The following is a 12,190-nucleotide window of genomic DNA, read 5'->3' on the forward strand; positions in this document are numbered from 1 at the left end:
CTCTGAGCCTCGTCCCCCCGACCAAGGGGCCCGGCGCGCCTTCTCCGCGCCGGGCCCCTTGGTCGGCCACTTTGTTCCACAAATACGCAAACCCCGCCGCCAGCCCCCAGCCCTGCCGCCAGACCAAAAGCCGCAAGCGCTCAGGCCGCCTCCGAAGCTTTCTGCGCGGCAAGGCTCCCGGTCATGGTGCCGAGCGGGATCAGACAGGCCTGCAGCGCGTGATACAGGTCGGGCTTGCCAAAGAACGGGTCGGATGACGGCTGCCCCTGCGCGTCGATCTGCGGATGCCAGCCGCCATTCTCGCGGTCGATCAGGTGCAGCGCCGCGAAGTCCCAGAAGCGACGGTACCATTCCTCGTAAAGGGGATCGCCGTCGAGTTCGGACAGCGCATGGGCCGCGCCGATGCCCTCGCAGATCGGCCACCAGTAGCGTTCGTCGATGGCCGGGCCGTCGTCCCAGCCAAGAGTGTAGTAGAGCCCACCCTTCTCCGTGTCCCAGCCATCCGCAACGGCGCGTTCGAACAGGGCACGCGCCGCATCGGGGGGCCAGGCGAGCCTGCGGCCACCGGTCTCGTAGAGCTGAACCAGAAGCCGCGCCCATTCGAGCGAGTGGCCTGGTGTCAGCCCGGCAGGGCGGAACATCGGATCGCCGTCATAGTCGCGGTCAAGGCTCCAATCGGCGTGGAAGTGCTCGGCCAGCCGCCAGCGATTCTCGCGGGCGCGACGATTGACGATGAGGTCGGCAATCCGCTCGGCCATCTCGAGGTGGCGCCTATCGCCGGTGGCCTCGAAGGCGGCCATCAGGGCCTCGGTCAGGTGCATGTTGCAGTTCTGGCCACGATAGGGCTCGGTTTCCCGCCAATCGGCGTCGAAGCCCTCGCGGATCGCACCATGCTCCTCCTCCCAGAACCGTTCGCGGATCACGGTCGTGACGTCGTCGAGCATGGCCTGCGCGTCCCGGTGTCCCGCCAGCTTGGCGCTCGCGGCGGCGAGGAGGACGAAGGCGTGGCCGTAACCCGTCAGGCGCGGATCGGGCACGTCCCGCGCCGTGACGCCCCAGGCATAGCCACCGTTTGGCTGGCGGTGCCGTTCGCGCAGGAAGCGCATGCCGTGTTCGACGATCGCCATTGCACCGGGGCGACCCATCAACGCGGCGATGGCATAGCAATGCACCATGCGGGTGATGACATGGATCTCGCGCAAGCCCTCATCGCGGATCGCCCGGCCCTGCGCGTCAAGCGGGAAGAACCCGCCCTTGGGATCGATGCTCTCGGCCTCGAACAGGCGCAGCAGGTCGTCCGCCTCCCGCGCAAGCCAATGGCGGTGGTCGGGCCGGTCGGTCCAGCGGGTGGCAACGGTCATGAAGGCGTCTCCGGAGTGGTTATCGAGGCAGGGGCGGTGCGGTGGTGTCACGCAGGATCAGTGAGGCATCGAGTTCCTGATGAACGGGGGCGGCGGCGCGGTCTGACAATCGTGCAAGAAGCCGCTCGGCCAAGTGCTGGCCAAGGGTGTAGGGGGCGATCGAAAGGGTGGTCAGCGCCGGCGTGGCCAGCGCGGCGTCGGCGACGTCGTCGAAACCGATCACCGAGACCTCCCGCCCCGGTGTTTCGCCGCGCCGGCCCAAGCCGAGGCAGGCGCCGAGCGCCACCATGTCCCCGTTGCAGACCACGGCCGTCACCTCCGGATGGGTCTCGCGCAGCGTCAGCATGGCGGAGAGGCCGCCGGGCTTGCTGTCTTCGCAAGGGAAGACCAGCGGCGCGCCAAGGCCATGCGCGGCGAGGGCTGCCGCATAGCCTGCGATCCGCTCGGCGCGCGGGGCGCGAGGCGTGGTGCCGCCGAGAAAGGCGATGCGGCGATGGCCGAGTTCCGCGAGGTGGTCGACCGCGCGACCGAGCGCCGCCGCGTTGCGCAGCCCGACATGGTCGAAACCTTCGGCCACGCGGTGCAGGAAGGTGACCACCGGCAGGCGCTGTGCCATGAGGAGGTCGAGCGTGGCGGGGTCGGTGCCGCTCGCCGGTACCCAGATCAGACCACCGCGCATGCTGGCGATCAGGGCGCGCAGATTGCGTCCCTCACGCTCCGCATCGTCGCGGGAATCGAGCACCGAGACGAGATGCCCCGCCCGCTCCAGCCGGTCGCTCACGCCGCTGACGACCTCCGCGTTGAACGGGTTGGCGAGGTGGTGCAGCACCAGACCGATCTCGCGGTTCTCGCCGGAGCGCAGCGCCGCGGCCCGGCCGTCGGGCAGGTAGTTCACCTGCCGCGCCGCCGCGAGCACCCGATCACGCGTCTGGGCCGAGATCCGTCCCGTGCCGCGCAGCACCTGACTGACCGTCGCGGTCGAGACGCCGGCCGCCGCGGCGACGGTGCTGAGCTTGGGTCTGTGTGCCATGGTCTCCGTTCCGCCAAGGCAGCAAGTGCTTTCCAGACATCAGATACAACGTTATACCTTGGCCGCGCAACGCCTGTCTGCCGAAGCGGCGGCGCGACCAGTCCTGTCGGCGAGGAGGAAACCGCATGACATCCGTTCCGCAGCCAACCGCCGACCCGCGCGGTTTTCTGGAGACGCTCTTCCGCGCCGCCGTCGCGCGGGCCGATCCGATGGAGGTGATGGCCGATCACCTGCCGCCGCGCCCCGAGGGACATCTGCTGGTGATCGGGGCGGGCAAGGCCAGCGCCCGCATGGCCGAAGCTGTGGAGGCGGTCTATGGCCCTTGCGAGGGGCTGGTGCTGACGCGCTACGGCTATGCACGGCCCTGCCAAGGCATCGAGATCGTCGAGGCGGCGCATCCGGTGCCGGACCGGGCCGGGCTCGAGGCGACGGCGCGGTTGCTCGACATGGTGGCAGGGCTGGGGCCCGAGGATCACGTGCTGGCGCTGATCTCGGGAGGCGGCTCGGCGCTGCTTTGCGCGCCGCCCGAAGGGATGAAGCTGGAGGACAAGCAGGCGGTGAACGAGGCACTTTTGGCCTCGGGTGCGCCGATCTCCGCGATGAACGTGGTGCGCAAGCAGCTGAGCCGCGTGAAGGGCGGTCGGCTCGGCGCGGCCTGCGCTCCTGCGCGGCTCCTGACATTGGTGATTTCGGACGTGCCTGGCGACGATCCGTCGGAGATCGCTTCCGGGCCCACCGTGGCCGACACCAGCACGCCCGAACAGGCGCTAGAGATCATCGAGCGCTGGAACATCGCGGTACCGGCTTCGGCCCGCGCGGCATTGGCGGCCGGGCTCGATCCGGTACGTCCCGGCGATCCCCGGCTGGCCCGGGCCGAGACCCGGATCGTCGCGGCGCCGTCGCAATCGCTCGAAGCGGCCGCGACGCTTGCGCGGCAGGCGGGCTGCGAGGTCCGGATGCTGGGCGACGCCTTGGAGGGGGAGGCGCGTGATCTGGCGCGGGAGCAGGCCCGCATGGCGCGCGAGATCGCGGAGGCGATGGCGCCGGGCGACGCACCTGTGCTGCTCCTGTCGGGCGGTGAGTGCACTGTAACCCGCCGTGGCAAGGGGCGCGGCGGTCCGAATGCCGAGTTCGCGCTGGCCGCCGCGATCGCGCTGGAGGGGGATCCACGGATCCACGTGCTGGCCTGCGACACGGATGGGGTCGACGGCTCGGACGAGGTGGCCGGGGCCTGTGCCGGGCCGGACACGCTGGCCAAGGCGGGGCGGGAAGCTGCGGAAACGGCGCTCGCGGAGAACGACGCCCATGGATTCTTCGCCCGCGTCGAGGAGCAGGTCGTGACCGGACCGACCCTGACCAATGTCAACGATTTCAGGGCATTACTCATTTTCCCACGAGGCTGATGGGTTGAGGTCTCGCTGAGAGAGCGGAGGCTGGCGGCGCGGACTGCCAGCTTTTCAATGCGGCGCTGCAGCATCGAAAATCCGTTGCTTTAACGAAATACCAATTGCCGAAACCGGTTTCGGAAATGAGCTTCGAATCAAGGGAGATTCGAAGTGACCAAGGCAATCCACGATCACGAGGAGGGCAGGGCGCAGCCGGGGCGGGTGACGATCACCGCGTTGTCGGCGGCTTTGGGGCTCAGCAAGAGCACGGTGAGCCGTGCGCTGAACGGCTATCCCGACATCTCCGAGCGGACCCGTCTCAGGGTGCGCCGGGGCGCCGAAACCATGGGTTATCGGCCCCTCAGCCACGCGCAGGCGATCCGGACCGGGCGCGTGCGCGCGCTCGGTCTCGTGGTGCAGATCGGCGACCACGACGCCCAACGCCCCTTCCTGGCGGATTTCCTCGCCGGCATTTCCGTGGCGGCCAGCGCCGAGGGCTGGACCCTCACCGTGGCCACGGCCGACAGCGAGGCCGACGCGGTCCGCACCATGGAGCAGCTGGTCGAGGACCGCAAAGCTGATGGCTTCATCCTGCCGCGAACCCTGTCACATGACGCCCGCGTGGCGCTGCTGCGTGCCCGCGACGTGCCCTTCGTGATGTTCGGCCGCACCGCCGATCCCGAGGGCTGCGCTTGGTTCGACATGCTTGGCGAAGAGGCGATGCGCGACGCGGTGCTGCATCTTGCCGGTCTCGGCCACCGCCGCATCGCCTTCGTCAATGGCGGCACCGCCTATAATTACAGCCGTCTGCGGCTACAGGGTTACCGCGAAGGTCTGGCCCAGGCGGGGTTGCCGGAGGATTTGGCGTTGATCCGTGGCGGCGCGCTCAACACCGCCGACGGCACGCGCGAGACCCTAGCGCTTTTGACGCTTGCGGAACCGCCCACGGCGGTGGTCTTCGCGGTCGATCACGCGGCGCTGGGGCTCTACCGCGCCTGCGCCGGTCTCGGCCTCGCTGTGGGCCGCGACGTTTCGGTCATAAGCTATGACGGCGTGCCGGACGGCGCCCATGTGGAGCCGCCGCTGTCCTCCTTCACGGTCGACACGCGCGCGGCGGGGCAGCGGCTCGCGGAGCTGCTGATCGCCCGCATCCGGGGCGCCGCCCCCGAAACACTGCGGGAGACCGCCCGCGCCGCCTTCGCGGATCGCGGCTCCGCCGGTCCGCCCCGGCTGAGTTCCGAGGCGCTGTCGAAGCGCCTCGCCACCGCAACCACATGATTTTCACCAAGGGAGGAGACATCATGACCCACAGGACCCGCCTGATGACCGGCGCGGCGCTGATCGCGCTGGGCGCCGGGGCCGCACAGGCCGAGGAGCTGCGCTTCTGGACCACCGAGGAGCAGCCCGAGCGGCTTGCCGCGCAGCAGGAGCTGGCGGCCGAGTTCGAGGCGGCCTCGGGCCACTCGGTCGAGGTTATCCCGGTCACCGAGAGCGATCTGGGCACCCGCGCCACCGCCGCCTATGCGGCGGGCGACCTGCCGGACGTGATCTATCACACGCTGCAATACGCGCTGCCCTGGGCCGAGGCGGGCATCCTCGACATCGATGCCGCGACCGACGTGATCGAGAACCTCGGCGAGGATACCTTCGCGCCCGGCGCGCTCGAGATGGCGGCGCTGGAGGGCGGTGGCTATGCCAGCGTGCCGGTCGATGGCTGGACCCAGATGATCATCTACCGCAAGGACCTGTTCGAGGAAGCCGGTCTCGAGGCGCCAACCTCCTTCGACGCGGTGCGCGCGGCGATCGAGGCGCTGCACAACCCGCCCGAGATGTACGGCTTCGTCGCCGCCACCAAGGTCGACGAGAACTTCATGAGCCAGGTGCTCGAGCACGTCTTCCTCGCCAATGGCGTCTCGCCGGTCGGGCCCGAGGGCGCGCAGCCGCTCGACGAGCAGAAGACCGTCGAGGTTCTGGAGTTCTACAAGGCCATCGCCGAGGCCAGCCCTCCGGGCGAGCTTTACTGGGACCAGTCGCGCTCGCTCTACTTCTCGGGCAACGCGGCGATGATCATCTGGTCGCCCTTCATCCTCGACGAGCTTGCCGGGCTGCGCGACAGCAACCCGCCCACGATCAACGACGACCCGACCTCGCCGGAGCTGGCCTCCATGACCGGCATCGTCACCAACTTCTCGGGCCCCTCTAACCCCGAGGGCGCGGCCTGGGCCGATATCCGCTACTTCGGCATCACCAACGACGCCTCGACCGACGCGGCAATGGAATTCGTCGAGTTCTCGATGAACGAGGGCTACACCAAGACACTGTCGATCGCGCCCGAGGGCAAGTTCCCGGTGCGGCGCGGCACCGCCGAGAACCCGGAAGAGTTCTCGGAAGCCTGGGCCGCCCTGCCGATGGGCGTCGACCGCAAGAAGCCGATGTCCGAACTCTACGAGCAGGCGATGATCGACGAGATCGTCGGCGGGCTCGACGTGGCCAAGCGCTGGGGCGTCGAGGAGGGGCAGCTGGCGCTGGCCTCCAAGATGATCAACTCGCAGGCCATCAACCGCGTGGTGCGCCAGTACATCGACGGGCAGATCGAGGCCCCGGCCGCCGTTCAGGCCATGAACGACGAGCTGGCCGCGATCCAGTGATCGTGGCCGGGCGGCCCTGCGCGTTCCTCCCCGCGCGGGGCCGCCCCCCATTCCCCATTATTCATCCGCCATCCGCGAGGACCGGACCATGACCGCCCAGACCCCACGAAGTGGGCCAGTGCCGCTCGGCCAGAGCGCCGAGACGAGCCGCCCCGCGCCGAAACCGCCCAAGGGCCGCAACCCGCTGGAACGCCGTGAGGCACGGCTGGCCTGGGGGCTCCTGCTGCCCACCGTCGCCGCCGTGACCCTCGTGGTGGTGCTGCCGCTCATCGCGATCTTCTGGATCAGCGTGAAGCCCGTGGGGCTCGCCGATCTGCGGCCACCGGTCCCGGTGGTCAGCGAGGATCTGCGCGGCCGCCCCGAGGCAGTCGGCGACGAGGCCACGCTGCGCTACCGTCTGCGCAATTCGAGCCAGGACCAGGTGATCTCGGGCGTGGTGCTGACCGACACGCTGCCCGAGGGGCTGGAGATCGGCGAGATCGATCCGCGCTGCGCGCTCGACGGTCTGGAAATGACCTGCGACCTCGGCGATTTCGAGGGCGGTCACCGCGAGACCATCGAGATCCCCGTCACCATCGGGCAGGCCTTCGCCGATGCCGGGATGGAGCTGCCCGACAGCCCGCCGGGGCTCACAGGGCGCGCCTCCAACGTGCTGACCTCCGGCAATTTCACCTTCGAGAACTTCGCCCGCATCTTCGACGGTGCCGAGTTCTGGAGCGTGCTCTGGGTGACGCTGGTCTATACCGTCTTCGGCACGATCGGGGCGTTGGTCTTCGGCCTCTTCGCGGCGCTGCTGCTGGACAAGTCGTTCCGGGGGCAGGGGGTGCTGCGCGGCCTCTATCTCTTTCCCTACGTGGCCCCCGTGATCGCGGTTGCCTTCACCTGGATCATCCTGTTCGACCCGTTCTCGGGCTCGGCCAACGCGCTCTTGATCCAGATGGGCGTGACCAACGAGGCGATCAACTTCTTCGGCCAGCGGCCGCTCGCGTTGATCATGGTGATCCTGTTCGAGGTCTGGCGCTACTTCCCGCTCTCGTTCCTCTTCATCCTCGCCCGGATGCAGTCGATCGACACCGACATGTACGAGGCCGCCGACATGGATGGCGCCAGCCCGTTCCAGCAATTCTGGTACCTGTCGATGCCGCAGCTCCTCGGTATCCTGTCGGTGCTGTTCCTGCTGCGCTTCATCTGGACCTTCAACAAGTTCGACGACATCTTCCTGCTCACCGGGGGCAACGCAGGCACCCGCACCCTCACCGTCAACGTCTACGAACAGGCCTTCGCCGTCTCCAACATCGGCGCCGGTGCGGCCGTGGCCGTGGTCATCTTCGCCTGCCTCTTGGTGTTCAGCTTCCTGTTCTTCCGCTTCATCAGCCAGGAGGAGGGGCTATGAGCATGTTCCGTCACGGATACGTCGCCGGGCCGCTCTTGGGCCTTCTCTGGGCACTGGTCATCGCCACCACCACCGCCGTCGTCTTTTCCTTCGCCACGGGCGGCGCCTACCGTCCCGGTGGCGTCGGCGCGGGGCTTCTCGGGGCGGGCTTGGGCGCGCTGGCCGTGGCCATGCCGCGGCTGGCCGGGCCGGTGGGCCTCATCCTCGGCGCGCTCCTCGCCGTCACGCCGGTTGCGGCGGTGGTCACCGGGCCGGACGTCGCGCTCTGGACCGCGCTACTGGTGGGCGGCGTCGCCGGGGCCGCCATCGGCTGGCCGATCGCTTCGATGATGCAGGGCTGCCGTCCCGGGCCGCTCACTCGGCACGAATTCGAGGCCGCGGTGATCCGCTTCCTCACCGGCTTCGGCTACATCTTCTTCACCGCCATCGTCGCCATCCCCTTCTACGTGATGGTGATGACCTCGCTGAAGAACCAGTCCGAGCTGATCCAGAACCCGCTCGACTTCTCGATCGACCTGTCCAAGGGCTGGGGACTGTTTCGCAGCTATGCCGAGTTGTTCGGCCAGTTCAACTTCGGCAGCTACCTGTGGACCTCGTTCCTGGTCTCGGTGCTCACCGTGATCATTACGCTGATCTTCGCCATTCCCGGCGCCTACGCGGTGGCGCGGCTGCGCTTTGCGGGCCGGGCCGCGATCTCGCGCTCGATCCTTCTGATCTACATGGTGCCGATGATCGTTCTGGCGCTGCCGATCTACATCGCCTTCTCGATGCTGGGCTTGCGGAACTCGATCTTCGGCATCGTCCTGATCTACCCGGTCACCACGATCCCGGTCGCGCTCTACATGCTGCAGGGCTACTTCCGGGGTCTTCCGGCCGAGATCGAGGAGGCTGGTCTCATGGACGGGCTGTCGCGGCTCAAGGTGATCTGGCAGATCACCCTGCCGCTGTCGATGCCGGCCCTGGCCTCCGTCTCGCTCTACGTCTTCATGATCGCATGGAACGAGTTCCTGCTGGCCTTCATGTTGCTCGACGACCCGTCGAAATTCACGCTCACCCGCGGCATCGCCGCCCTCAACTCCTCCGAGATCCCGCGCCAGCACCTGATGGCGGGCTCCGTGATCGCCACCGTGCCGATCTTGGCGCTGTTCCTCGGGCTCGAACGCTTCATGACCAAAGGCCTCACCGCAGGCTCCGTCAAAGGATGACTTCCATGACCAACCCCCGCATTTCGTCCGCCCTCGACGAACAGGCCCGCGCGATCCTCACGGGCAATGACCGCGGCGGCTACACCGTGCCGACCGACGGGCTCTATCCCTACCAGTGGAACTGGGACAGCGCCTTCGCCGCCTGGGGCTTCGCGACCTTCGACCTCGACCGGGCCTGGACCGAGCTCGACACGCTGTTCTCGGCCCAGTGGGAGGACGGCATGGTGCCGCACATCATCTTCCACAAGCCCGATCCGGGCTACTTTCCCGGCCCCGACGTCTGGGGCACGGGCAAGTCGCCCGCCACCTCCGGCATCAGCCAGCCGCCCGTGGCCGCGACCATGGCCCGCCTGATCCTCGACACGGACCCCGAGGCGGGGCGTGAGCGAATCGCCGCGCTCTATCCGAAGATGCTGGCTTGGCATCGCTGGTGGCGCGACTACCGCTGCGGCTCGGGCGTGGTCGCGATCACCCATCCATGGGAATCCGGGCGCGACAACTGTCCCGACTGGGACATCGGCATGAGCAATGTCGACGGCTCGAATGTCGGCGAATACACCCGCCGCGACACCGGTCATGTCGATCCCTCGATGCGCCCGGGAAAGGCGGATTACGACCGCTACATCGCCATGGTGCAGTTCGGCCGCGACTGCGGCTGGGACCAGGCCGAGATCGTGAAGAACGGCCCGTTCCTGATGGCCGATCCGGGCATCACCTTCATCCTGCTGCGCGCGCATGACGACCTCGCCGCGATGGGCCGGACATTGGGCCACGACGTGAGCGAGATCGAGGGCTGGGCGGCCGATCTGCGCGCCGCCGTGCCCTCGATCTGGAACCCCGAAACGCGCGGCTATGACGCGCGCGACCTGAAGACGGGCCGCTTCGCGAACCGGATCGGTTCGGCCGCCTTCCTCGCCTATCTGGCGGGGGTCGAGGACCCGGAACTGGACGCGCGCATGACCGAGCTGTGGGATGCCGTTCGCTACGGCTTTCCCTCGGCCGACCCGGCCTCGGAAGAGTTCGATCCGCGCCGTTACTGGCGCGGCCCCTCCTGGCCGGTGGTCAATGCGCTGATGGCGATCGGGCTGAAGGACCGGGGCCACCATGCGGCCGCCGAGCGGCTGCGCCGCGAAACGGCGGAGCTGATCTCCGAACACGGTTTCTTCGAGTATTTCGATCCCATGGACGGCACGCCCTGCGGCGGCGATGCCTTCACCTGGACGGCAGCGATCTGGCTCACCTGGGCGGGAACGGCCGCTGACGCGAAAGGAGGTGCGTGATGTCATCCATCGAGCTCAGGGGCGTCGAGAAATGGTTCGGCAACGTCCAGGTCATCAAGGGCGTGAACCTCGCCATCGAGGAGGGCGAGTTCGTCATCTTCGTCGGGCCGTCGGGCTGCGGAAAATCGACGCTGCTGCGGATGATTGCCGGGCTCGAGGGCACCTCGCGCGGGCAGATCATGGTGGGCGGGCGCGACGCCACCGCCGAGCCGCCGTCGAAGCGCGGCCTCGCCATGGTGTTCCAGTCCTACGCGCTCTACCCGCACATGTCGGTGGCCGAGAACATGGGATTTTCGCTCAAGGCCGCAGGCGTGAAACCCGCGGAGCGGCAGGCACAGGTGGCCGAGGCGGCCCGGGTGCTCAGGCTTGAGGAGTATCTCGACCGCAGGCCCCGCGACCTGTCCGGCGGGCAACGGCAGCGCGTGGCGATCGGCCGCTCGATCGTGCGCGATCCGACCGCCTTCCTGTTCGACGAGCCGCTGTCGAACCTCGACGCGGCGCTGCGCGTGGAGATGCGCTACGAGATCGCCAAGCTGCACCAGACTCTGAAATCGACGATGATCTACGTCACCCACGACCAGATCGAGGCGATGACGCTCGCGGACCGGATCGTGGTGCTCGAGGCGGGCCGCATCGCGCAGGTCGGCACGCCGAAGGAGCTCTACGAGCACCCCGCCAATCTCTTCGTGGCGCAGTTCATCGGCAGCCCCAAGATGAACGTGCTGCCCTGCCGCACTTCGCGCGGCGAATGGCAGATCGAAGGCGGCCGTGGCGGCGCCTATGAGGGCACCGGCGAGGCGGTGACGCTCGGGATTCGGCCCGAGCATATCGCGCTGCTGCCCGAGGGGCAGGGGGCCTGCGACGGTACGGTGGACCTGCTCGAATATCTCGGTGCGGACACCTATGTGATCGTCGATTGCGGCGACGCGCTGGGCAAGATCACCCTGCGGGTGATCGGCGGCTCGGACCTGAAGCCGGGCCAGCGCGTGGGGATGGGTTTCGACACGGAACGGATGCATTTCTTCGATGCACAGGGCGCGGCCGTGTCCTGACCTGCCCGCCTTGCCCGGCGGGAGGGCATCCTGGTCCGATCGGCTTGTGGCGGGGCAATTTCGCGGAAAGCCGCGCAGCCTCCCGAAAATTCCTCACCCCGTCTTTCCCCGGAAAGGCGGGGCTTCCATCTCGCTCAGGGGTGCGCAGGCTGCGCCCTGCCCGAGCGGAGAATTCATGGCGAAGAAGCTGCCATCCCCCTGCATCGATGTCTGCAAGTTCCGCCGCGAAGGCCATTGCATCGGCTGCTCGATGACCAAGGCGCAGAAGAAGATGTTCAAGTCGCTGAAGCGCCCCGAGCATCGCGAGGGTTTTCTCACGATGCTGATCCACCAGCAGAACGATCTGGGCAAGTACCGGCACTGGACACCGGCCTATCTCGAGAAATGCGCGAAGAAGGGCGTGGCACCGCCCCCTGCCCTGACCTGATCGGGCACCGGAACGAGGGCGCGCCATTCCTGTCCGGTCGCGGCGGTGCCTCGGCCGAGGCAGGTCCGCGGCTTCCAAATGACTTTTTGACCGATAAGACCCGTAATCGAAGTCTCGTCGACGACGAACGATGCGTGTAGATCGGAACTTCAGAGCGGCGAAGCGCTCTCACCAACGACCCGGAAAAGAATGGGGTGTGATGGTAGCGGAGGAGGGACTTGAACCCCCGACACGCGGATTATGATTCCGCTGCTCTAACCAACTGAGCTACTCCGCCTGAAGCGAGGCCGGAAGTATGACAGCGGGGCGGAGGCGTCAAGTCGAAAACGGCGGAAAAATCACGGGCGCGAACCGAGGCGCGCGGCGGCGAGTTGTGAGGGCAGGGCGGCCGTGCTTCAGTGTTGCCTCC

General features: G+C 67.9%; 10 protein-coding genes and 1 tRNA gene. 8 read left to right on the forward strand and 3 right to left on the reverse strand.

Annotation, left to right across the window (positions count from 1 at the left end; translation table 11 throughout):
* Nucleotides 1-140 precede the first annotated feature (140 nt).
* Both O4G76_RS13180 and O4G76_RS13185 read right to left on the reverse strand, forming a co-directional pair.
* Nucleotides 141-1,361: an AGE family epimerase/isomerase gene (locus O4G76_RS13180; RefSeq protein WP_269397769.1), complete on the reverse strand. Its 1,221-nt coding sequence runs from the start codon at nt 1,359-1,361 to the stop codon at nt 141-143.
* A 19-nt stretch (nt 1,362-1,380) separates the two neighbouring features.
* The gene (locus O4G76_RS13185; protein ID WP_269397770.1) at nt 1,381-2,391 is read right to left on the reverse strand and encodes a LacI family DNA-binding transcriptional regulator; all 1,011 of its coding nucleotides are present in this window, start codon (nt 2,389-2,391) and stop codon (nt 1,381-1,383) included.
* 125 nt (nt 2,392-2,516) lie between these two features.
* Here O4G76_RS13185 and O4G76_RS13190 point away from each other — a divergent pair, with 125 nt between their 5' ends.
* From O4G76_RS13190 to O4G76_RS13225, 8 genes are all read left to right on the forward strand, one after another.
* Nucleotides 2,517-3,794, forward strand: coding sequence for a glycerate kinase (locus tag O4G76_RS13190; RefSeq protein ID WP_269397771.1), 1,278 nt, complete (start codon nt 2,517-2,519; stop codon nt 3,792-3,794).
* A 153-nt stretch (nt 3,795-3,947) separates the two neighbouring features.
* Nucleotides 3,948-5,054 carry a substrate-binding domain-containing protein gene (locus O4G76_RS13195; protein ID WP_269397772.1) on the forward strand — a complete coding sequence of 369 codons (1,107 nt, stop codon included), beginning with the start codon at nt 3,948-3,950 and terminating at the stop codon, nt 5,052-5,054.
* Nucleotides 5,055-5,077: 23 nt separating this feature from the next.
* Nucleotides 5,078-6,424, forward strand: a complete 1,347-nt coding sequence (locus O4G76_RS13200; protein ID WP_269397773.1) for an ABC transporter substrate-binding protein — start codon at nt 5,078-5,080, stop codon at nt 6,422-6,424.
* A gap of 88 nt (nt 6,425-6,512) precedes the next feature.
* Nucleotides 6,513-7,817: a sugar ABC transporter permease gene (locus tag O4G76_RS13205; protein ID WP_269397774.1), complete on the forward strand. Its 1,305-nt coding sequence runs from the start codon at nt 6,513-6,515 to the stop codon at nt 7,815-7,817.
* The gene (locus O4G76_RS13210) at nt 7,814-9,022 is read left to right on the forward strand and encodes a carbohydrate ABC transporter permease (RefSeq protein ID WP_269397775.1); all 1,209 of its coding nucleotides are present in this window, start codon (nt 7,814-7,816) and stop codon (nt 9,020-9,022) included. The genes O4G76_RS13205 and O4G76_RS13210 overlap by 4 nt, the downstream gene beginning before the upstream one ends.
* 5 nt (nt 9,023-9,027) lie before the next feature.
* Entirely contained in the window at nt 9,028-10,302 is a 1,275-nt protein-coding gene (locus O4G76_RS13215) for a hypothetical protein (RefSeq protein ID WP_269397776.1), read from the forward strand.
* Complete coding sequence (locus O4G76_RS13220) at nt 10,302-11,354, forward strand: ABC transporter ATP-binding protein (protein ID WP_269397777.1); 1,053 nt, start codon at nt 10,302-10,304, stop codon at nt 11,352-11,354. Before O4G76_RS13215 ends, O4G76_RS13220 begins: the two co-directional genes overlap by 1 nt.
* 175 nt (nt 11,355-11,529) lie before the next feature.
* Complete coding sequence (locus O4G76_RS13225; protein ID WP_269397778.1) at nt 11,530-11,781, forward strand: DUF1289 domain-containing protein; 252 nt, start codon at nt 11,530-11,532, stop codon at nt 11,779-11,781.
* A 200-nt stretch (nt 11,782-11,981) separates the two neighbouring features.
* On the opposite strand, the gene O4G76_RS13230 is transcribed toward O4G76_RS13225, so the two are convergent.
* A tRNA-Met gene (locus O4G76_RS13230) sits at nt 11,982-12,058 on the reverse strand.
* Nucleotides 12,059-12,190: the final 132 nt, after the last annotated feature.

This window comes from Limimaricola sp. G21655-S1 (assembly GCF_027213785.1).
Lineage (GTDB): Bacteria > Pseudomonadota > Alphaproteobacteria > Rhodobacterales > Rhodobacteraceae > Limimaricola.